At 59.8% G+C, this 22,006-nt stretch carries 19 protein-coding genes; 8 read left to right on the top strand and 11 right to left on the bottom strand.

What is annotated here, in order from left to right; genetic code table 11:
• Positions 1–223: 223 nt before the first annotated feature.
• On the bottom strand, positions 224–1,351 hold the full coding sequence (locus C4J83_RS06985) for a branched-chain amino acid ABC transporter substrate-binding protein (protein ID WP_106577103.1): 1,128 nt from the start codon (positions 1,349–1,351) through the stop codon (positions 224–226).
• A 341-nt stretch (positions 1,352–1,692) separates the two neighbouring features.
• Here C4J83_RS06985 and C4J83_RS06990 point away from each other — a divergent pair, with 341 nt between their 5' ends.
• Complete coding sequence (locus tag C4J83_RS06990; protein WP_017530446.1) at positions 1,693–1,995, top strand: DUF2288 domain-containing protein; 303 nt, start codon at positions 1,693–1,695, stop codon at positions 1,993–1,995.
• A 292-nt stretch (positions 1,996–2,287) separates the two neighbouring features.
• Here C4J83_RS06990 and C4J83_RS06995 read toward each other — a convergent pair whose 3' ends face one another.
• From C4J83_RS06995 to C4J83_RS07005, 3 genes are all read right to left on the bottom strand, one after another.
• Positions 2,288–4,465 (bottom strand): hypothetical protein, encoded by a 2,178-nt coding sequence (locus C4J83_RS06995; protein WP_119738835.1) that lies wholly within the window; start codon positions 4,463–4,465, stop codon positions 2,288–2,290.
• Between the two features lie 190 nt (positions 4,466–4,655).
• Positions 4,656–6,920 (bottom strand): putative bifunctional diguanylate cyclase/phosphodiesterase, encoded by a 2,265-nt coding sequence (locus C4J83_RS07000; RefSeq protein ID WP_124416638.1) that lies wholly within the window; start codon positions 6,918–6,920, stop codon positions 4,656–4,658.
• Positions 6,921–7,059: 139 nt separating this feature from the next.
• Positions 7,060–7,425, bottom strand: a complete 366-nt coding sequence (locus tag C4J83_RS07005; protein WP_106577100.1) for a YkgJ family cysteine cluster protein — start codon at positions 7,423–7,425, stop codon at positions 7,060–7,062.
• A 251-nt stretch (positions 7,426–7,676) separates the two neighbouring features.
• Here C4J83_RS07005 and C4J83_RS07015 point away from each other — a divergent pair, with 251 nt between their 5' ends.
• The gene (locus C4J83_RS07015; RefSeq protein ID WP_124416639.1) at positions 7,677–9,023 is read left to right on the top strand and encodes a spinster family MFS transporter; all 1,347 of its coding nucleotides are present in this window, start codon (positions 7,677–7,679) and stop codon (positions 9,021–9,023) included.
• A 157-nt stretch (positions 9,024–9,180) separates the two neighbouring features.
• On the opposite strand, the gene rapA is transcribed toward C4J83_RS07015, so the two are convergent.
• A complete protein-coding gene (rapA, locus tag C4J83_RS07020; protein ID WP_106577097.1) occupies positions 9,181–12,027 on the bottom strand; it encodes an RNA polymerase-associated protein RapA in 2,847 nt (948 codons plus the stop codon).
• 219 nt (positions 12,028–12,246) lie between these two features.
• Here rapA and C4J83_RS07025 point away from each other — a divergent pair, with 219 nt between their 5' ends.
• On the top strand, positions 12,247–12,588 hold the full coding sequence (locus C4J83_RS07025; protein WP_106577096.1) for an aspartate-semialdehyde dehydrogenase: 342 nt from the start codon (positions 12,247–12,249) through the stop codon (positions 12,586–12,588).
• Here the strand turns inward: C4J83_RS07025 and C4J83_RS07030 are convergent.
• From C4J83_RS07030 to C4J83_RS07040, 3 genes are all read right to left on the bottom strand, one after another.
• Positions 12,585–13,766, bottom strand: a complete 1,182-nt coding sequence (locus C4J83_RS07030; protein ID WP_124416640.1) for an aminotransferase class V-fold PLP-dependent enzyme — start codon at positions 13,764–13,766, stop codon at positions 12,585–12,587. The genes C4J83_RS07025 and C4J83_RS07030 overlap by 4 nt on opposite strands.
• Complete coding sequence (locus C4J83_RS07035) at positions 13,763–14,233, bottom strand: RidA family protein (protein ID WP_119738841.1); 471 nt, start codon at positions 14,231–14,233, stop codon at positions 13,763–13,765. The genes C4J83_RS07030 and C4J83_RS07035 overlap by 4 nt, the downstream gene beginning before the upstream one ends.
• Positions 14,234–14,324: 91 nt before the next feature.
• Entirely contained in the window at positions 14,325–15,197 is an 873-nt protein-coding gene (locus tag C4J83_RS07040) for a LysR substrate-binding domain-containing protein (RefSeq protein ID WP_124416641.1), read from the bottom strand.
• 133 nt (positions 15,198–15,330) lie between these two features.
• Here C4J83_RS07040 and C4J83_RS30425 point away from each other — a divergent pair, with 133 nt between their 5' ends.
• On the top strand, positions 15,331–15,492 hold the full coding sequence (locus C4J83_RS30425) for a hypothetical protein (protein WP_017844811.1): 162 nt from the start codon (positions 15,331–15,333) through the stop codon (positions 15,490–15,492).
• Between the two features lie 143 nt (positions 15,493–15,635).
• Positions 15,636–15,752, top strand: coding sequence for a cytochrome c oxidase subunit CcoM (ccoM, locus tag C4J83_RS30915; RefSeq protein WP_017137226.1), 117 nt, complete (start codon positions 15,636–15,638; stop codon positions 15,750–15,752).
• 1,162 nt (positions 15,753–16,914) lie between these two features.
• Here the strand turns inward: ccoM and C4J83_RS07050 are convergent.
• Together C4J83_RS07050 and C4J83_RS07055 are read right to left on the bottom strand one after the other, a co-directional pair.
• Entirely contained in the window at positions 16,915–18,390 is a 1,476-nt protein-coding gene (locus C4J83_RS07050; protein WP_124416643.1) for an inorganic phosphate transporter, read from the bottom strand.
• A gap of 322 nt (positions 18,391–18,712) precedes the next feature.
• A complete protein-coding gene (locus tag C4J83_RS07055; protein WP_057701255.1) occupies positions 18,713–18,913 on the bottom strand; it encodes a hypothetical protein in 201 nt (66 codons plus the stop codon).
• Between the two features lie 46 nt (positions 18,914–18,959).
• On the opposite strand from C4J83_RS07055, the gene C4J83_RS07060 reads away from it, so the two are divergent.
• Positions 18,960–19,199, top strand: coding sequence for a hypothetical protein (locus tag C4J83_RS07060; RefSeq protein WP_124416644.1), 240 nt, complete (start codon positions 18,960–18,962; stop codon positions 19,197–19,199).
• Positions 19,200–19,220: 21 nt separating this feature from the next.
• Here C4J83_RS07060 and C4J83_RS07065 read toward each other — a convergent pair whose 3' ends face one another.
• On the bottom strand, positions 19,221–19,496 hold the full coding sequence (locus C4J83_RS07065) for a hypothetical protein (RefSeq protein ID WP_124416645.1): 276 nt from the start codon (positions 19,494–19,496) through the stop codon (positions 19,221–19,223).
• On the opposite strand from C4J83_RS07065, the gene pcaR reads away from it, so the two are divergent.
• A complete protein-coding gene (gene pcaR, locus C4J83_RS07070) occupies positions 19,485–20,327 on the top strand; it encodes a pca regulon transcriptional regulator PcaR (protein WP_106577091.1) in 843 nt (280 codons plus the stop codon). The genes C4J83_RS07065 and pcaR overlap by 12 nt on opposite strands.
• 146 nt (positions 20,328–20,473) lie before the next feature.
• The gene (gene pcaK, locus C4J83_RS07075; RefSeq protein WP_119738845.1) at positions 20,474–21,814 is read left to right on the top strand and encodes a 4-hydroxybenzoate transporter PcaK; all 1,341 of its coding nucleotides are present in this window, start codon (positions 20,474–20,476) and stop codon (positions 21,812–21,814) included.
• The last annotated feature ends 192 nt before the right edge of the window (positions 21,815–22,006 follow it).

Consider the following 22,006-nt stretch of genomic DNA (forward strand, 5'->3'; position numbering starts at 1 on the left):
CGCTCCTAAAAACCCGATACGCATTTCACTGGTGGAGTCATGTTCCGGCCCTGCGCTGTGTTCTATGAGCACATTTGCACAAAGCGTTTGCCAGCGAACCGCTGGTGACGGTTTTAAGATTTTCAGGTGAGCCAGCGCCCGGATCGCGGGTGACAGGCCCATAAACCTCGTAAAACAAAGCCCACTGCTTTCACAGTGGGCTTGTTAACCAGTAACGCCTGGCTTACTGAGGGGAAACTTCGGTTTTTGGCTTACCGAAGTGCCATTCGTAGACCACGAACTTGAAGTCCTTCAGGTCGCCCTTGGCGTCGAAGCTCAGATCGCCCGTCGGGGTCTTGAAAGTACCTGCGTGGATGGCAGCTGCCACTTTGGCGGTGTCTTCGCTCTTCGCGGCAGCGATACCGCCGGCGATGACTTCAACCGCAGAGTAAGCCGGGAACACGAACGGACCGGTTGGGTCCTGCTTGTTCTTGGCGAACTCTTCAACAATGGCTTTGTTGGCAGGGTCGGTGTCGAAGGATTTAGGCAAGGTTACCAGCAGGCCTTCGGAAGCGTCCTGGGCAATTTGCGAGATGGAGTCGTTGCCAACGCCTTCCGGGCCCATGAACTTGGCGCTCAGGCCTTTTTCCTTGGCTTGGCGCAGGATCAGGCCCAGCTCTGGGTGGTAGCCGCCGTAGTAGACGAAGTCGACGTTGGCTTGCTTGAGCTTCTGGATGATCGAGGAGAAGTCTTTATCGCCGGCGTTCAGGCCTTCGAAGACAGCGACTTTCACGCCTTTCTTCTCAAGGGTCTGTTTAACGGCAGTAGCGATGCCTTCACCGTATTGCTGTTTGTCGTGCAGTACGGCAACCACCTTGGGCTTCACGAAGTCGGCGATGTAGTTGCCGGCGGCCGGGCCCTGGGCGCTGTCCAGGCCGATGGTGCGGAATACCAGTTTATAACCACGGGCGGTGATTTCCGGGCTGGTAGCCGCCGGAGTGATCATGATCACGCCTTCGTCTTCGTAGATGTCGGTTGCTGGCTGAGTGGAGCTGGAGCAAAGGTGACCCACCACGAACTTGACGCCGTCGTTGACCACTTTGTTGGCTACGGCAACGGCTTGTTTCGGATCGCAAGCGTCGTCGTATTCTTTGGCTTCAAGCATTTTGCCGTCGACGCCGCCCTTGGCGTTGATGTCGGCGATCGCCTGCTTGGCACCCATGAATTGCATGTCGCCGTATTGCGTCACAGGACCGGTCTTTGGACCTGCGATGCCGATCTTGATGGTGTCGGCTGCGAACGAATGGCCGGCAACCCCAGCCAGGACCATAGCGGCAAACAGTTTGGAAATCTGCTTAGTAGCCTTATTCATAGTGCTCCACTCTTACTGTTGTATTTTTTATAGTTCTAGCGGCCTTGTGAGCTGCAGAACCGGATCAGATATCTCGGATATCCCCCCGGCATTGCCCTGGCAACTGTACCGGTACAGTGTAGAGCGCCGGTTGATCGCTTGAAAAGCTGGCTGCTGGGGGCAAACGCCGGGGATGTCGCTTTAATGAAAGAAAAAGACAGAATTGCGGCGGGGTGATGCCAGAGTTTCGGGCAATCCTTGGCTTTCCTGACACTTTCGTTCGATGCCTCATTTGCAACTGGGTTTTTCTGCCTGACGCCTGACGCTATGATTGCGCCGATTTTTTATTCAGGTGAATTCCCATGACGCAAGAACCTAGCACCCTCTATGCCAAGCTGCTCGGTGAAACCGCCGAAATTTCCTGGAAGGAGCTTGAACCGTTCTTTGCCAAGGGTGCCCTATTGTGGGTCGACGCCGGCCTGGATTTGATCGAAGCGGCCGAGGGAATGGCGGAGGATAACCGTGACAAAGTCGCTGCGTGGCTGGCTGCAGGGAGCCTGGGCGAGGTGTCTGCGACGCGGGCATTGGACCTGGTCGAGAGGGATCCAAGCCTGTGGGCGGTCGTGGTTTCGCCGTGGATTCTGATCCAGGAAAGGGCGGCGTAAGAAACCTGCGCACTAAAAAGGTGCGCTGCTCGGACCCTTGCAAGTGTGTAGCGGAGTAACCGCCGACACCGTGATGGCACCTTGCCGTAGAGAAAGGTCACAGGTAAAGGTGACGTGCGCGTCACGGGAACAGTTTTGCGCAGGGCCGAAGGCTCGGAGAATTGTTTCTGGGTGTGGCAGGGATCAGGATTTTGCTTGCCTGGCAGACCGCTATCGCAGGCAAGCCAGCGCCCACATTTGAAATACATTCCAAGTGTGGGAGCTGGCTTGCCCGCGATGGTCGCGACTCAGTCTAAGCCGTCTTGCCAGTATGGTTATTCAACGAAATAACCTTGGTCTTCCCAATCCGATGACGATAAATCTCACGCAAATACTTGATCGCCTTCTTCACGCAATCCCGTGACAGGCGAATATCGTTAATCGACACGAACTTCTCCTTGTCGTTAATCAACTCGCGGTACTTCTTCTCGTACATCGGCTTGATCGCGTACCAATTGGTGTCGAGAATCTTCGCCGGGTTCTCGAACTCATTGAGCAACTCGTCAATCCGGTCCTCATCAAAGTCATCATGGATGATGAAGTCCAGGATCGAGTTATCGAGCGTGTCATCAAACCGGTACGGGTTACGCGCAAAGCAACGCTTGATGAACGCCACGATCAGCGTGAGGAAATCATCCGACAGGCACGGGCTCTTGGCGATCAGCGTGGTCAGCGACAGGTTGGCCGACGCGCCGATCACCAGGGCGTAACGCTTGAGCGTGGTGTTGGGGAACAAGCTGTTCAAATGAGTTTTGAGCCGGTTCAAGTCCATGTAGGACAGCTTGTAATCCTTGGGCAAGGACACAATCGACACCACCGACGAGCAGTTCTTGAAGAAGTGCAGGTCATGCAGCGCCGCCGCGTCATACCCGGAGTTCTTGTACTGTTCCAACGACGCTTTGTAGCGCTTGGACTCGATCGGCAACAGGCTGATGCCCTCGATCGCCTGCGTCACTTTGTTGAAGTGCGGCAAATCAATCGAGCGGAAAAACAGGTCATCGATGTTCAGCCGCTGCGGCTCTTTATCGAACACCTTGAACTTGTCGCCCGAGGGCACCGGCGTCTCCGGCACCACCGATTCGGCGTAGGCAATCGCCACCGGCCCGGCCAGGCTCATGAACAAGTCGTTGGCATCCAGGCGGATGGTTTCGCCAATGTCGATGCCGGCCCGCCGGAAGTAGTTCTGGTCGTAGTCGGTGGTCACCGCCTGAGCCGTGAGGATGTTGAAGATCTGCTGCGAGATGTATTGGTTGGCGTGTTTTTCCATGGCATTGACGTCAATGTTCTGGATGTTGCCGTCATCGCTCTCTTCGGCGTAACGCATGATGTCGTTGGAGATCAGCATCATCGCGTTCCACGGCCGGATGCGGCCTTTCACGCTGGCTTCGCTGCTGTCTTCATTGTCGAAGTTGTATGAGAAATCCCATTCTTCCGACAGGTATTTGCACAATAGCCGCCCGGCGTTGATGTGCAGTGCCTCGGACATTTCGCTGCGGTGGTCGGAGATATTCGGCAGCACGCAAATGCCACTGGTGAAGATCGGCTCGAACACGAAGGCGTGGCCGCTCTTGCTGTCATGCTCGTCGGCCGGCTTGGTGTCGAACGTCTTGTTCATGTACGAGTGCTGCTGGGCCAGGCCGAACTCCGAGGCCATGCCCGAACCCGTACCGCCGCCGGCGCTGAAGATCGAGAAATACAGGCGCGACTGGTTGGCCTTGATGCCACAGGAGTCGATCAGGTAGGAGTGGATCATCTTCCAGTCGGGGCTGGAAAAACGCTGGGTGTCTTTGTTGAGGATGATCTTGGCCAGGTACTGGCCCAGGATCGGCGCGTTACCGGCGCCGCCGGCGTGCACTTCCGACAGGTCCATGATTTTCATTTTGCTGTAGTCGCGCAGGAAGCCGCTTTTTTCGCCCTTGCGCGAGAAACGGATGCGCCCGGCGATGTCTTTGTCCAGGTCGCCCAGCATGACCAGCGGCTCCACCAGGAACACCGGTTTGGTGGCCTTGCCGCCACCCAGACGCAGGTTGTTTCGAATCCACTGGGCCGGGCTGTAGCCTTTATCGGCCGACTTGTCTTCGGTACTGAATTCGTTGAGGTAGAACTTGCGCGCGTTGTACACCAGCTCTGCCACGTCCAGGGCAATGTTGGAGCCGCAGCGGCCCAGGCCGATCAGGCACACCGACGGAAATTCCTGCTCATTGCGCGCATCGCCATCACCTTCCTGCTGGGGCAGGCGCGGGAACACCATGTCACGCAGGCCGTCGAGGTTGTCGAGGATGCGGTCGGTATTGGTTTCGGTGAAGTACAAGTACTGCTGGGTAGCCAACGGGCGGGCGCTGCTCAATGATTTCGCGGCTGGGAATTTTTCCGCTGGTGCTGTCGGCACTGCGTCGCATATCTCGGAGACAGAATTATTGTTGGAAGTCATTGGGCGCCATGTACCTGGACGGATGGCCAAAAAAATCACGGAGCCATCACTGAATGAGAGTTCGCGACTTCGCCGTGCCATCGGCGCAAGCGCGCCTACTGAACCAGGGCAACGCCACGTGGACTCTGATGAATCGGCCGTTCGTCGGCGTTCTTTAGGCAAATGATGGCTAAATGCCAAATATTCGGCGTCAGCGAATTGGCCTGACGATGGAAGGTGGGCCGATACGGCCGGTGACAGGGTCTTTGGGCGGTGTGGCGTCTTTGCTGCCTTCCACGCTGAAAGGGTAGAGCGGGTTACGCATCTGAATGCCCTGGATCACGCCAACCACATCGCTCAAAGGCACCGCTGGGCTCAGCAAGTAGCCCTGAATGAAGTCACAGCCATGGTTGAGCAGCAGTTCGAATTGCGCCTGGGTTTCCACGCCTTCGGTGACAACGTGCAGGTGCAGCGTGTGGGCCATGCCGATAATCGCCTGGACGATTTCGATATCGGCAGTCGATTTGGGAATGTCCTGAATAAAGGAGCGGTCGATCTTCAACGTATTGAGCGGCAGACGCTTGAGGTAGGCCAGTGACGAGTAGCCAGTGCCGAAGTCGTCAATCGCCAGCGACACGCCCAGTGCCCGGATTTGCCGCAACAGCGCGAGCGTGCTGCTGATGTTGCCCATCAGGGCGTTTTCGGTGACTTCCAGTTCCAGGCGCCCGGCGGCGATGCCGGCGAAGCGCAGGGCGTCTTCGATTTCATCCGCCAGTTCGTCACGCGCCAGGTTGAGGGCCGAACAGTTCACGGCCATGGTCAGCTCGGTATAGCCGCGGTCAGACAGCAGGCTCAAATCGTGGCACGCCTGGCGTAATACCCAGTGGTCCAACTCGGCAATCAGCCCGTTGCTTTCGGCAATGGCGATAAACCGGTCCGGCGCCAGCAGCCCGTGTTGCGGGTGTTGCCAGCGCACCAGGGCTTCCAGGCGGGTAACCTTGCCGAGTTTCATGTCGAAGATCGGCTGATAAAACAGGACCAACTGGTTGCGCGTGCGCAGGGCGGCGCGCAGCTCTTCTTCCAGTTGCAGTTCGAGAAACGCGCGGGTTTTGAGGTTGGAACTGAAAAAGTTCAGGCTGTTTCGCCCGGTGTCTTTGGACTGGTAAAGCGCCAGGTCGGCGGTTTTCAGCAGCTCCTCACAGGTCACGCCGTCATCGGGAAACAGGCTGATGCCAATGCTGGTGGTCATCACCATGCGCCGGCCGGCCAGTTCGACCGGCTCTTTCATCTTCTGCATGATGCGCTGCGCCATATGCCGCGCTTCGTCACGATGGTGAATGCTGATCAGGATGCAGAACTCATCGCCGCCAAAGCGCGCGACCACATCGTCATGGCTGCGTACAGAGCCCTTGATATGCCCGGCCAACACGGTAAGTAACTGGTCACCGGCATCATGCCCAAGGCTGTCGTTGATGCGCTTGAAGTGATCGATATCGAGGAAAATCACCGCCATCATGCCGTGGCTTGCAGTTTTTTCGGCGACTTTTTCCGCAAAAATCTGATTGAAACCGCGGCGGTTGAGCAGGCTGGTCAGCGCGTCAAAGTGCGCTACCTGTTGCAGCGAGGCGCGGGCCTGGTCCAGTTCGCTGAGCAGCGCGTTGACCCGGCGCAGGTCGCGTTCCTTGTGCTGCAGTTTCTTGTCGGCCAGTGCTGCACTGACGCTGCTGCCAATCACCAACAGGGTGATCACGGCCACGGACAGACCAAGCTGGATGGGGTTGTTGTCCAGTGGCAAGGCGAGGTCCGCGCCATTGGGCACCAGCATTTGCATGGCCGCCATGCCGGTGAAGTGCATGCTCAGGATCCCGGCGCCCAGCACCAGGCTGGCGGCGTATTTGAGCAATTGATGGAACACCCCGGCGCCGTTGCGCAGGTAGCACGACAACAGCAGCGCGGCCAGGCTGGCGCCAATGGCGATGCCCACCGACGCCAGGAACAGCCCCGAGTCGAAGTACACCTTTGCCTGGGAGCGCATGGCCGACATGCCGACGTAGTGCATCAAGGCAATACCCAGCCCCATCCATACCGATGCCAGCAGGTATTGATGAAAGCGCAAATGAGCGTGACTGAGGGTTTGCATGGCAAACAACGAGGCAATCAGGGCGATCACCAGTGAGGCGAACGTCATGAGCAATTCGTAATGAATGGCGATAGGTGCCTGGAAGGCCAGCATGCTGATGAAGTGAGTCGACCAGATGCCGCCTGCCAGGCATCCGGCCCCCAGCCAGCGCCAGTGGCGGCGGGCAGTAGGGTCTTCCACGTGGCCGACGCGCTCGGCCATGTCCAAGGTTCCGAACCCTGCTGCACAAGCGACCAGGTACGCCAGCAGCACCAGAAAGGGGTTATGACTGCAATTGAGTAATAAATGCCCGTTATCTGGAAGCTCGGTAAAAAAATACATACCTCGCCATTCCATAGCATGTCCCGTCAAAGTCAGTACGTCATTGCCTACAGCAATGGCCTATGACCTCGAGTATAGAAGCCTCGCGGGATTTGCCAGGAATAATGGCACTTTGCTCTGAATGATTTTGGCATGCCCACCATAGCGTTTGATGCTAAGCGCTGATCGGCAGCTCGAACTCGAAGGGCGCCTCGAGGGGCGGCAAGCCAAAGGCGGCGCGTGCCGTGTCGCAATCGACGTTCTGTTCACCCTGGCTCCACGACGCGTCGAACTCGCGACACGGGCTCGAACGCTGCTCATAAATCGTGCAACGGGTGCCTTTGCCGACTTCACCCTCAAGGCTGCAGCAACGCGCGGGTTTCTGGTCGGTGCCGATCATCGCCACGCGCGTGGGATTGATCTGCACCACCAGGTCATCGGGCACAGTGCCCCCCGATGAGGCGCACTCACCCCAGAAGAAAGACACACGAAAGTGTGAACAGCAGGCACCGCAACTCAGACACGGACTGGCTTCGGACATGGGCGTCATCGATAAGAAAAGTAGGATGTGGGTGTTACGGAAGGCTCGCCATTCTATCCTTGGCGTTGCCGTTGGGAAGGGGGGTGTGAACTTATATTTTTGTAGGCGAAGTCCCGTGATACCGGGTGAAATTATGCCCTATCAGCTTTACGAATCATTACAGACAACCGGCACCTGCCTGACTATGTTGCAGGTACCGGGCAGGATGCATCGGGCATCGCAGCTCTCATAACAATAAAAGAGACGGACCCATGCAGAACTCGACCCAAGCGGCGAATGCCTGGCGCATTCTGTTCCTGCTGTTCCTGGCCAACCTGTTCAATTTCTTCGACCGCACCATCCCCGCGATCATCATCGAACCCATCCGTATGGAATGGCACCTGAGCGACTTTCAGCTCGGCATCATCGGCACCGCCTTCACCATTGTCTATGCCATCGCCGGTTTGCCGCTGGGCCGCCTGGCCGACACCGGTTCGCGCAGCAAGCTAATGGGCTGGGGCTTGTTTGCCTGGAGCGGTCTCACGGCTATTAATGGCATGGTCGGCAGTTTCTGGACCTTCCTGCTGGTACGCATGGGCATCGGCATTGGCGAAGCCAGCTACGCGCCGGCGGCCAACTCACTGATCGGCGACCTGTTTCCCGCTCACCGCCGCGCCCGCGCCATGGGCATTTTCATGCTGGGCCTGCCGTTGGGCCTGCTGCTGGCGTTCTTCACCATCGGCGCGATGGTCAAGGCGTTCGACAGCTGGCGCGCGCCGTTCTTTATCGCCGCCGTGCCGGGGCTGATCCTGGCGGTGTTCATGTTCTATATCAAGGAACCCAGGCGCGGCGCGGCCGAAACCGTGCAGGTCTCGCAGGAACGCGTCGATCGCCCGATCCGCCGCGTGCTGGCGGTGCCGACCTTCCTGTGGCTGGTGCTGGCCGGGCTGTGCTTCAACTTCGCCACCTATGCGTGCAACTCGTTTCTGGTGCCGATGTTGCAGCGCTACTTCCTGATGCCGTTGCAGGAGGCGGCGGTTGCCACTGGCGTAATCGTTGGCGTCACCGGCCTGGTGGGGCTGACGTTGGGTGGCTGGATTGCCGACAAGATCCATCAGCGCATCGCCAACGGCCGACTGCTGTTCGCGGCCTGCAGCTTGATCATCTCCACCGCCACCACCGCGTGGGCGTTGCACGCCGGACGCATCGAGATTGGTGTATTTGTGGCGCTGTTCAGTGTGGGCTGGCTGTTCGCCTACAACTTCTATACCTGCGTGTACACGGCGATTCAGGATGTGGTTGAGCCGCGCCTGCGGGCCACGGCGATGGCGCTGTTCTTCGCCGGGTTGTACCTGTTGGGCGGCGGCATGGGGCCGATTGTGGTGGGTGGGCTGTCTGATCACTTTGCCCATTCGGCGATGTATGCCGATGGCGCGGCGCAGATGACCGAAGCTTATAAAGCGGTGGGGCTGCACGACGCCATGTACCTGATTCCGGTGGCGCTGTTTTTGACCCTGCTGTTTCTGTTCCAGGCGTCGCGCAGTTTTGTGCGCGATGCCAAGCGGATGAAGGATGGGTTGGAAGCGGTAGAGGTGCCGGCTGCGGCGGCTACCGCTTGATACCGAGTTGACCCTGTCGCAGGCAAGCCCGCTTCCACATTTGAAGGCATTCACACATCAAAATGTGGGAGCGGGCTTGCCCGCGATGAGGCTCTCAAGCCAAACACAAAAAGGCCCGCATTGCGCGGGCCTTCTTTTTAGCAGGGCAGGGCAGTGATCAACCCGCCACCAGCACCCGAATCGCTTCCAGTCGCAGCGCCGCTTTGTCGAGCATGGCCAAACCTTGCTCGCGTTGCTGACGCAGGGCAACCAGCTCGCTGTCACGCACGGTCGGGTTGACCGCTTGCAACGCGGTCAGGCGCGCCAGCTCTTCGTCGGTGTCCGCCGCCAGGCGGCGCTTGGCCTCGGCCACACGCTCGGCGTGGCGCGGGGTGATCTTCTCTTCACCGGCGTTGATGCGCGGCGTGAGTTGGTCACGCTGAGCCTGCACGAACTTGTTGGCGCTGGCGCGTGGCACGCTTTCGAGCTGGTCGTTCAGGGTTTCAAACGACACGCGGCCGGACAGGTCATTGCCATTGGCATCCAGCAGGCAGCGCAAGGCTGCCGGTGGCAAGTAGCGGCCCAGTTGCAAGGAGCGCGGCGCAACCACTTCACTCACGTACAGCAATTCGAGCAACACGGTGCCCGGCTTGAGCGCCTTGTTCTTGATCAGCGCCACGGCGGTGTTGCCCATCGAACCGGACAGCACCAGGTCCATGCCGCCCTGCACCATCGGGTGTTCCCAGGTGATGAACTGCATGTCTTCGCGCGACAGCGCCTGGTTACGGTCGTAGGTGATGGTCACACCTTCGTCGTCGCCCAGCGGGAAGCTGGCGTCGAGCATTTTTTCGCTGGGCTTGAGGATCAGCGCGTTTTCCGAATGGTCTTCGCTGTCGATGCCAAAGGCGTCGAACAGGGTTTCCATGTAGATCGGCAGGGCAAACTGGTCGTCTTGCTCCAGGATGGCCTCTACCAGCGCATCGCCTTCACCCGCGCCGCCGGAGTTGAGCTCCAGCAAGCGGTCGCGGCCGGTGTGCAGCTCTTGCTCCAGGCGCTCGCGCTCGGCGCGGGCCTCGTCGATCAGGGCTTGCCACTCGCCATCGTCGGCGTTTTCCAGCAACGGCAGCAGGCGCGGGCCGAACTGATGTTGCAGGGCGTTGCCGGTCGGGCAGGTGTTGAGGAACGCGTTCAGCGCTTCGTGGTACCACTGGAACAGGCGCTCTTGCGGGCTGGTTTCCAGGTACGGCACGTGCAATTCAATCACGTGCTTCTGACCGATCCGGTCCAGACGCCCGATCCGCTGTTCCAGCAGGTCAGGGTGGGACGGCAGGTCGAACAGCACCAAGTGGTGAGAGAACTGGAAGTTGCGGCCTTCACTGCCGATTTCCGAGCAGATCAGCACCTGGGCGCCGAACTCTTCGTCGGCGAAGTAAGCGGCGGCGCGGTCACGCTCGAGGATGTTCATGCCCTCGTGGAACACCGTGGCCGGAATGCCGGAACGCACGCGCAGGGCGTCTTCCAGGTCCATTGCGGTTTCGGCGTGGGCGCAGATCACCAGCACTTTGGTGCGCTTGAGCATTTTCAGCTGATCGATCAGCCATTCCACGCGTGGGTCGAAGCGCCACCAGCGGTTTTCTTCATCCACGTCCGGCTGCGACTGGAAGCTGACTTCCGGGTACAGCTCGGCGTGTTCGCCCAGCGGCAACTCGAGGTATTCGTCCGGGTTCGGCAGCGGGTAGGCGTGCAGTTTGCGCTCCGGAAAACCTTGCACGGCAGCCCGGGTGTTACGGAACAGCACGCGGCCGGTGCCGTGGCGGTCAAGCAGCTCACGCACCAGGCGCGCACTGGCTTCGGTGTCGCCATCGTTGACGGCGGTGAGCAGCGCTTCGCCTTCGTCGCCGAGGAAACCCTGGATGGTCTTGTGCGCGGTCGGCGACAGGCGGCCCTTGTCCAGCAGCTCCTGCACGGCTTCGGCCACCGGGCGATAGTTCTCGCTTTCGGCGCGGAAGGCGTGCAGGTCGTGGAAGCGGTTCGGGTCCAGCAGGCGCAGGCGCGCAAAGTGGCTGTCCTGGCCCAGTTGCTCCGGCGTGGCGGTCAGCAGCAGCACGCCAGGAATCACCTCGGCGAGTTGCTCGACCAGCGAATACTCCGGGCTGGCCTTGTCTTCATGCCAAACCAGGTGGTGGGCTTCGTCGACCACCAGCAAGTCCCAGCCGGCCGCGAACAGCGCGTCCTGGGCCTTCTCGTCGTCCACCAGCCATTCCAGGGCCACAAGGGCCAACTGGGTGTCTTCGAACGGGTTGGTGGCATCGCTTTCGATGAAGCGTTCTTCGTCAAAGAGCGCAACCTGCAGGTTGAAGCGGCGGCGCATTTCCACCAGCCACTGGTGTTGCAGGTTTTCCGGCACCAGAATCAGCACGCGGCTGGCGCGACCGGAAAGCAGCTGGCGATGGATCACCAGGCCAGCTTCGATGGTCTTGCCCAGGCCCACTTCGTCAGCCAGCAACACCCGCGGCGCGATACGGTCAGCGACTTCACGGGCGATGTGCAGTTGGTGAGCAATAGGTTGCGCACGCACGCCACCCAAGCCCCACAGCGAGGACTGCAGTTGGCGGCTGGTGTGTTCCAGGGTGTGGTAACGCAGCGAGAACCAGGCCAGCGGGTCGATCTGGCCGGCGAACAGACGGTCGCTGGCCAGGCGGAACTGGATGAAGTTGGACAGTTGGGTTTCCGGCAGGGTGACCTGCTCGTTCTGCCCATTGAGGCCGTGGTAAACCAGCAGGCCATCGACGTCGTCGACTTCCTGTACGGTCATTTTCCAGCCTTCGAAATGGGTGATCGAATCACCCGGCGAAAACCTCACGCGAGTGAGGGGCGCATTCCGTAGCGCATACTGACGAGTGTCGCCAGTGGCCGGATAGAGCACGGTCAACAAGCGGCCGTCCTGTGCCAGAACGGTGCCTAACCCCAGCTCTGCTTCGCTGTCACTAATCCAGCGTTGCCCCGGTTGATACTGCTGCGCCATGCTGCCTGACTCCCGCCGTGAAAAAGCCGACTATCTTAACGGAACAAGGCCCTCAGCCAAAGGACTCTGACAAAAACTACTCCGTTAACGCGCGGGTTCGAAAGCTGGATCGACGGGTGGCGGGCACTTGCGAGTGTCGACTGGGTCACAGCTTGGCGAGCTTGAGCTCAAGTCGCCCTGCAACCCGCCGACAGCCTGTTGATCAGGAGAATAATTATTATGCTGCCACCCATGCTGCCCGTCAGCGTTGTGCCGGTCACGTCACAACTTGACCCGGTGCGTCAGAAGCCGGATATCCCGCCCGTGGTGCCAGTGCAAGCGGGCTCCAACGAAAGCACGATCGACCTGAAAAAGGGCGATGCCGAGCAGTCAACCTTGTTGCTGCGCGAGGAACAACGCCGCCAGCAGGAACAGCAGAAGCGCCGGCGCGAAGCCGACGAAGACCCCGAAGTACACCTGGCGATCCCCGGCGATGTGCTCAACGCCGACAACACCGTGCCGGTGGTGCCGCTGATCGAAGATGCGCCGCGCCAGGGCCTGTGGGTGGACGTCGAGGTTTAGTCACGCAATTCGCGTAGCGCGCTGATCAGCAGTTCAATGTCGTGTTCGGTGTTGAGCGGGCTGACCGACACCCGCGCAACGCTCGTCAGCCCTCGCGCCTGCATGTCCAGCGGCGTGTAGCCTACGCCATTTGCGCCGATGTTGATTCGCTTCAGCCCAAGGCGTCGTTTGAGTTCGAAGGCGTCCCAGCCTGCGAGGTTGAAGGCGATCAGTCCTGAATGCGCCGTGCCCAGGTCGTGAAGGGAAACCCCCGGCAGCTGACGCAATGCTTCACGGATTCGCTCACTGAGTTGTAAGACCCTTTCCCACGTGTGCTCCACGCCCAGTCGATTCGCCTCCTGCAACGCATTGCCCAAGCCAGCCAACAAGGCAAAAGACACCTCGCTGGTTTCAAAGCGCCGGGCGTCATCGCGCAGGTCGAAGCCTTCGGCGGTCCAGGGTGCGGAAAACACATCGCGCTGGGCGGGATTGAGCTGCGAGAGAAAATCCGGTCGCACATACAGTAACGCCGTGCCGCGTGGCCCACGCAGGTGTTTGCGGCCGGCCGACTTGAGCACATCGCAGTGCAGCGCCTGCACATCCACCGGCAGTTGGCCGACCGCTTGGCCGGCGTCGATGAAATAGGCAATGGCGTGGCGCCTGGCCACTGCGCCGATCGCCTGGGCAGGGTTGATCACGCCGCCGTTGGCCGGCAGCCAGGTCAAGTCGATCAGCTTGACCCTGGCATCAATCATCGACTCCAGCGCCACCGGGCAGACTGCGCCGGTTTCATCGCAGGGAATGACTTCTATCCGTGCGCCGGCTTGCACCGCCTGTTGCATGCTCGCCAGGTTGCCGCCCCATTCGTGGCGACCGACCAGAATGCGCTCGCCAGGTTGCCATGGGCCCAAGGCCTGGAAGGCCATGCTCCAGGCGCTTGAGCCGCTGCTGGCGAATGCGATCGACGAGGTCGGCGCATTGAGCAGTTGCGCGGCTGCGCGCCGGGCCTTTTCTACCAGCACGGCACCCTGCTCGCCGGCCTCCATCGGGCCGTTGCGGGCTTCGCGTTGCAACTGGTCGATGATTGCGTCCAGTGTGGCCTGGCTGGGCAGTGAGGCACCCGCGTGGTTAAAGTGCACGATGCCCGACTGGCAGCCGGGCGTTGCGTCGCGCAGCTGCTGGACTTCGAGCGGGCTCACGGCTGCAACTCGAAAATCGCATCAACCTCCACCGCCACGCCGGCCGGCAGGCTGGACACACCGACGGCAGTCCGCACATGCCGGCCTTTGTCACCCAGGGCGTTGACCACCAGGTTCGATGCGCCATTGGCGACCACGCTTTGGCGCTGGAAGTCGCCGCTGCTGGCAATGAACACACCCAGGCGCAGAATGCGCACCACGCGCGACAGGTCATCACCGACGGCATCGCTCAATTGCCCCAACAGGCCCAGCGCCGCCAACTCTGCCGCCTGGGCGCCTTCTTCATCGCTGAGGGTTTCGCCTAACCGGCCGATGTAGGCCGGTTTGCCATCGATCATGGGAATTTGCCCAGAGATAAACAGCTGGTTCTGGCTGATCACATGGTTGATGTAGTTGGCCGCCGGCTGGCTGGGCGTTGGCAGCGTCAGGCCAAGGGCTTGCACGCGTTGGCGAAGGGAGTCGCGCATGTTGAATCCTCTAGGGGGAGTAAGGTTTCAGCATGTGGGCTGAGCCGTCGGGCGACAAACGGATAGAACTCACCTGACGTATCGAAAAAACTCACGCGTTGCGGCAGGCGTCCTTCAACCACTGGCTGAAGCATTCGGCCGCGTCGCTGGTGGGGCCTTGGGGCGCGATCAGCCAGTAGCCGATTTCGCTGTGATAGGGCGGCCGGTCGAAGGCTTCCACCAGGCTGCCCTCCTGCAGCTTGCGCTCGATCAGACGGTGCCGGCCCATGGCGATGCCCTGGCCGGCCACGGCGGCTTCGACCACGATGTTGTAGTCGTGCAGCATCACGCGGGGGTGGTGCTCGAGGTCGATGTGATAATGCGCGCACCAGTCCGTCCATTCGAAGGGACGGTGCGAGGTGGCCATCAATAACGCGCCATTGTGCAGTTGGCCGGCCTTGAAGGCCGGGCTGCACACCGGCGAAATCACTTCGGGCATCAGGCGGGTGGCGTGGACGTCCGGCCAATCGCCTTTGCCATAGCGGATGGCCAGATCCACCTCGGCCGCGGCGACGTTGGCCAATTGAATCGCCGGCAGCAACTCGACCTGGATATGCGGGTGACGGTTGAGAAAGCCGGCCAGGCGTGGGGCCAGCCACAGGGTGGCGAAGGATGCCAGCAGGCCGACGCGCAGCACGGTGGTAGCGGGCGCGGTTTTTTGGGCGCGCGTGGCGGCGGCGAGGGTGTCGAGGGCGGGGCGGATGTCGGCGTAGTAACGTTGGCCGTCGGCGGTCAGGTCTATCGCGCGGGTGCGGCGGATAAACAGCGGTTTGCCCAGATGCTGTTCGAGTTTGTGCACCTGGTGGCTCAGCGCACTTTGGGTGACCGACAGCTCGTTCGCCGCCTTGATAAAACTCAAGTGCCGTGCGACGGCCTCGAAGGCGCGCAGGGCCAGCAGCGGCGGAAGGTCCTTGTGCAGTGCCACCTGAGTGCGCCTCCTGAGTCGAGTGGGAAGGGTCGATTTTGGGCGATGCCCTGCATTTTGTCGCCCGCTGATTTGCCGTTGGGCGGGGGAGGCCGCATTATTGGGCCATTCCCGCCACAACGTAAGCCAAGCCATGAGTGATGACGACAAGCTGATTGACCTGAATGCCGAACGCGCCAAACGCGTGCATGACCTTAATGACAAGCGCCTGAATGAAGTGCGCCAGGCGTTTGAGCAAGCGATGCCACTGGGCAAAGTTAAGAAAAAGCCGAAGAACAAGCCGAAAAAGCGTTGAAACAACCTGCATCTGTTGATGCAGGTCAGTTATTGCCCTTCTTTACGCCCCGTTGCGGGCGACATTGATCCTCGTCAATTTTCCAATCCGCGTTCTCCCTTAACTTAGCCCTATCGCAACAGGGCACGAGCAGGAGGCCGGTCATGTTTTTCGATAATGTAGTGTTTGCCGGAGTGTTGACTGTCAGCCTCATGGTGTTGTTTTTTGTAGGGTTTGGAATTTTTATCTGGAAGGACGCTAATAAGCGTAAAGAACCGTAAGTTCTTCTGGGTTATATGGGCACGCAAGGCATTTTGGGCGACTTCGGTCGCCCTTTTTTTTGGCCGCGGTTTTTGGGGGTATATCCGTTGCTGCGGTAACGGCGGCTTGGGGTTCCGCTCTTACAGCGGGTCACTTTGGAAAAGCCCCAAAGTAACCAAAGGGCTCTTGCCCCACCACTCGGCACCTCGCCTGGGCTCGGTGTGCCCTCACTCCGGCTTGAATCCGTGGGCCGCCGTGACGGGCCATCCATGGCCCAACACGGCTAACCCGGCGTCCTGCCGGGTTACCCACGAATTCAAGCCTGCGTTCGGCCAGCGTGGTTTAACGGGGCGCCTAAGATCAAAGTCAAAAGCAGATCAAGATCAACAGCAGAGCACGGCGGCCTGGTAGCCGACCTGAGTGGTTGAAGCAAAAGCACAGCAACAGCAGATCAACACCACATCAACCTGATACACAGAGATCCAAATGTGGGAGCGGGCTTGCTCGCGAAGGCGGTGTGTCAGTTAGCTCATGTGTCACTGACACACCGCCTTCGCGAGCAAGCCCGCTCCCACAGTTTGACCGAGTACAGACCGCCAGCACCGCACTGCTTGGCTTTTCTGTGGGAGCTGGCTTGCCTGCGATGCAGGCACCTCGGTCTATCAGGCACACCCAGTCGATGCCATCGCAGGCAAGCCAGCTCCCACATTTGATTGAGTTCAGCCTCCAAGATCAGGTCGGCTGTCAGGCCGCCTCGCTTGCGCTTTTGATCTAACCACTCAGGTCGGCTACCAGGCCGCCGTGCTCTGCTGTTGATCTTGATCTGCTTTTGATCTTGATCTTAGGCGCCCCGTTAAACCACGCTGGCCGAACGCAGGTAGTACGGAGCGGCTAAACCGGCAGGACGCCGGTTTAGCCGCGACGGGGCAGGGACGCCCCGTCGCGGCGGCTCGCTCTGTAGTACCGGAGTGAGGGCACATCGAGCCTAAGCGAGGGGCCGAGTGGTGGGGCAAGAGCCCTTTGGTTACTTTGGGGCTTTTCCAAAGTGACCCGCCGTAAGGGCGGAACCCAAAGCAGCCATCACCCAAACAACGGATATTCACACTAACCCGCAGCCCAAAAAAAAGGCGCGACCCCCATCAGAGATCGCGCCTTCTTTATCAGCCGCAGCCTAGTAGCCTATCAACTACCCAACGCCTTGGACGCCAACCAGAACAACCCGGCCGACAAGCCCACCGTCGCCGGCAAGGTCAACACCCAAGCCATCAGAATGGTCTTCACCGTACCACCCTGCAGGCCGCTTTTATTGGCAACCATGGTCCCGGCAACACCGGACGACAACACATGGGTAGTCGAAACTGGCAGGCTAAAGATGTTCGCCAGGCCAATCATGCTCGCCGTGGTGATCTGCGCCGACATGCCCTGGGCATACGTCATGCCCTGCTTGCCGATCTTCTCGCCGATGGTCAGCACCACACGCTTCCAACCCACCATCGTGCCCAGGCCCAACGCCAGTGCCACCGCCAGGATCACCCAGAACGGCGCGTACTCGGTCGTGGCAGTCAGGTCTTTACGCAGCTTGTCCAGGTCGGACTTCTCACGCGCATCCAGGCCCGGCAGCTTGCCGACTTTCTTCGCGGTGTCGTCCAGGCACAGCAGGTAGCGGCGCACTTCGATACGGTGCTCGGAGGTCAGCGAGTGGTAGTCCGAGACACCTTTCAAAGTCTCCATCAGCGCGCTGATGGTGGGCTCGGTCTGCTGGGGGTTGCACTGGAACTTGCCCGGCAGGTCATCCTTCACGCTTTTGCCCAGTGCCAGGAACTCGCCGAGGGTGGCGTTGTTACGCTGGTAGAACTGGCTCAAGTGCACGGTGGCGTCACGGGTGCGCTCGATCTGGTAGGTGGTGCTGCCCAGGTCGAGTACGAACTGCGCCGGCACGATACCGATCAGCACCAGCATGATCAGGCCGATACCTTTCTGACCATCGTTGGAGCCGTGCACAAAGCTCACGGCCATCGCGGAAATCACCAGCACCAGGCGGTTCCAGAACGGCGGGTGTTTCTTGTCGTCGAGCTTGCGGCGCTGGTCCGGGGTCTTGTGCATCTTCGACAGCGGGCGCCACCATTTCAGGCCAAGCAGCACCAGGGCTGCGACCAGGAAACCGGCCATCGGCGAGAACACCAGCGATGCACCGATATCGATCGCTTTCTGCCAGTTCACACCGTCAGCCAGCGGAATATCGTTGATCAGGGCATTGGCCAGGCCGACACCCAGGATCGAACCGATCAGGGTGTGGGAACTGGAGGCCGGAATACCGAAGTACCAGGTGCCCAGGTTCCAGGTGATCGCCGCTGCGAGCAAAGAGAAGACCATAGCCAGACCATGGCCAGTGTTCACATTGATCAGCAACTCCACCGGCAGCAAATGCACGATGGCGTACGCGACACCGACACCACCGAGCAACACGCCGAGGAAGTTGAACACCCCGGAGAAGAACACGGCCAGGTGCGGCGGCATGGCTTTGGTATAGATGACTGTGGCCACCGCGTTAGCGGTGTCATGAAAGCCATTGATGAACTCGAAGGCGAGGACAAAGGCCAGGGCGAGCAACAGGCTCACTAGAACCCACGCATCCAGTCCGCTGAATAAATCGATCATGAAGGTTTTCTGACCCGGTCGTAAGGGGGCGCGATTATGCCAGAAAACCTCAGTAATCGATGCACTAGCTGCTCATCGGTAACAATCTTCATTGAAAAAAAACCGGGCAGGGGTGCGCATCCCAGGGTTTTCGGGGCTTTGGCAAGTCTTTGATTTATAAAGCGCGGGGTCGAAAAAGCGGGTTTTTTTGACCGGATTGTCACATTTGAAACATTTGTACGAAATTTCGTTCAAGGCTGTAGGAGCCTGATTAAATCAGGTTGCCCGCCGCTGGCAATGCGCCAGCGGCGGTGGCAAAACCTTGAAGCTCAAATCGAAGCGCTTATGGCTCTTCGGTTTTGAGTTCCTGTTCAATCTTTTGGATTTCCTGGGCAAATGCCTGATCGAGCAAACTGGCTCGTTTGCGCCAGGGCTTGCGCTCGGGCTCAGGCTGGGCGGCGTAGGTGGTGATTTCCCCGCCGTAAACGTCCTTGTAACGTTGCTCCTGGCGCTCAAGTTCCGCGCGCAGTTCGTCTTTCGTCACAGTGTTACCTAAATGAGTTGAGTGTATTGAATGTGCAGCGCCACGCTTGAAAGTCGTCCTCGGGCTGTTTCAAGTTGAACAGGCGAACTGTTCAAGTTTGAAAGAAGGCACCAGGGGCAAAACGTTTAAGCGGATACGTGTGACCGGCGATGCTGGAACGCTGCAAAGCCTGGCGAGCTCCAATCCCGATTATTGTTACCGGGCCGACCTCTGCACAGGTTGCATTATAGCGGCGTATTTGAATAACACTATCGGCGTGAAGTTAAAAAGCGTCAACGTTGCGTGAGGGTTTTGTTACATACAGGTGTCAGTCTTTTCGAAAAAAACCGTGTTGACGTTCTGCACTTTTATAAATGTCGGATGGCTGCTCAAACGTGAGCGATCCCTTCGGCGCATCCGTTAAGTGTGCTCGTTCGTTGAACGCCATTGCGGGACCAGCAAATTGCGATAATCGCATGATCGTCCGATAATCGCCCAAAGTTGCTGGCCCCGCCTTGTGCATTCTGGCCAGCGCGGCTTGTAATAGCGGCCAACCCTCCCAGCGGTTGAAAATAAGAGAAAGGACCCTGAAATGAACGATCAATTGCGCAACTCCTTCGCGTCAGTGGCGCCGCCGATCGTGGCGTCCCCGGCCAAGCGCATCCAGGCGTTTACCGGTGATCCGGACTTCATGACTTCCCTGGCCCGTGGCCTGGCCGTGGTGCAGGCCTTTCAGGAGCGCAAGCGCCACCTGACCATCGCCCAGATCAGCCACCGCACTGAAATCCCCCGCGCCGCGGTGCGTCGTTGCCTGCACACGTTGATCAAGCTCGGCTACGCCACCACCGACGGGCGTACCTATTCACTGTTGCCCAAAGTCCTGACCCTGGGGCACGCCTATTTATCTTCTACGCCACTGGCGGTGTCGGCCCAGCCTTATCTTGATCGCATGAGCGAGCAACTGCATGAAGCCTGCAACATGGCGACGCTGGAGGGCGACGACATTCTCTATATCGCCCGGTCCGCCACCACCCAGCGCCTGATTTCCGTGGATTTGTCGGTGGGCGGGCGCTTGCCGGCGTACTGCACGTCCATGGGCCGCATTCTGCTCGCGGCACTCGACGATGCCTCGCTGCAGGACTACCTCGACCACGCCGACCTGCAAACCAAGACCAGCCGCACCCTGACCACCGCCGACGCGTTGTTCGAATGCCTGCAGCAAGTACGCCAGCAGGGCTGGTGCATTGTCGATCAGGAGTTAGAGCAGGGCCTGCGTTCCATCGCCGTGCCGGTGTACGACGCGTCCGGCCAAGTGTTGGCCGCGCTCAACGTGAGTACTCACGCCGGTCGGGTCAGCCGCAGCGAGCTGGAGCAGCGTTTCCTGCCGAGCATGCTCAGCGCGAGCCGTGAGCTGAGTGCGCAATTGTTTGCCTAAGTGTTCGATGACCGCACAGATCCCGGCTTGATCAATTGACGGTGTTTCCCCTGGCTTATTAATGTGCGGCAGCGCTATCAGCGCCGCCCCAATAATAATGACGACCTCAGGTCGTTCGCCCGCCCATCGGTGTGGAAATAACAATAATGAATCAGCCCTCTGTCGGTACTAACCTGGACGTGCAGTCCTTTATCAATGCCCAGCCGTTGTCACGCTACCAATGGCGCGTGGTGATCCTGTGTTTCCTGATTGTCTTCCTCGACGGGCTCGACACCGCCGCCATGGGCTTTATCGCGCCCGCACTTTCGCAGGACTGGGGCATCGACCGCGCCAGCCTCGGCCCGGTGATGAGCGCCGCATTGATCGGCATGGTGTTCGGCGCGCTGGGCTCCGGCCCGTTGGCCGACCGCTTCGGGCGCAAAGTGGTGCTGGTGAGCGCGGTGCTGGTATTTGGCGCGTTCAGCCTGGCCTCGGCCTACAGCACTCACGTCGACCAGTTGCTGGTGTTGCGTTTCCTCACCGGGCTGGGCCTGGGCGCGGGGATGCCGAATGCCACCACGCTGCTCTCCGAGTACACGCCCGAGCGTCACAAGTCGTTGCTGGTCACCAGCATGTTCTGTGGGTTCAACCTGGGCATGGCCGGTGGCGGATTTATCTCGGCCAAGCTGATTCCAGCGTTCGGCTGGCACAGCTTGCTGATGATTGGCGGCATCCTGCCGTTGATCCTGGCGGTGGTGCTGTTGGTGTGGTTGCCGGAATCGGCGCGCTACCTCGTGGTGCGCAATCGTGGCACCGACAAGGTGCGCAAAACCTTGTCACCCATCGAGCCCAACCTCGTCGCCCGCGCCACCAGCTTCAGCGTGCCCGAGCAAAAAACCGTCAAGGCGCGCAACGTGTTCGCGGTGATTTTCTCCGGCACTTACAGCGCCGGCACCTTGTTGCTGTGGCTCACCTACTTTATGGGCCTGGTGATCGTGTACCTGCTGACCAGTTGGTTGCCGACCCTGATGCGCGACAGCGGTGCCAGCATGGAGCAGGCTGCGTTCATCGGCGCGCTCTTCCAGTTTGGTGGTGTGTTGAGTGCGGTCGGCGTGGGCTGGGCGATGGACCGGTTCAATCCGCACAAGGTCATCGGCACTTTCTATCTGCTGGCCGGGGTGTTCGCCTACGCGGTAGGTCAGAGCCTGGGCAATATCACGCTGCTGGCCACCTTGGTGCTGGTCGCCGGGATGTGCGTCAACGGTGCGCAGTCGGCGATGCCGTCACTGGCCGCACGCTTCTACCCGACCCAAGGTCGCGCTACCGGCGTGTCGTGGATGCTCGGCATCGGCCGCTTTGGCGCGATCCTCGGTGCGTGGATGGGCGCAACATTACTGGGGTTGGGCTGGAACTTCGAGCAGGTGCTGACGGCGCTGGTGATTCCGGCGGCGCTGGCCACGGCAGCTGTTCTGATCAAAGGCATGGTCAGCCATGCGGATGCGACCTGAGGCTTTACCCGATCTTGTGGCTGCCGGCGCCTCTGTGGGAGCTGGCTTGCCTGCGATTGCATCAACTCAGTTCACCTGCCGAACCGAGTCGTTTGCATCGCAGGAAAGCCAGCTCCCACATGGACTAAGCCCAGTTGAGTTTCAGTGTTTCGTACAAAAGATTAGCTAGACAACAATCCGTTCGATAATCGA

Source organism: Pseudomonas sp. LBUM920 (assembly GCF_003852315.1).
GTDB lineage: Bacteria > Pseudomonadota > Gammaproteobacteria > Pseudomonadales > Pseudomonadaceae > Aquipseudomonas.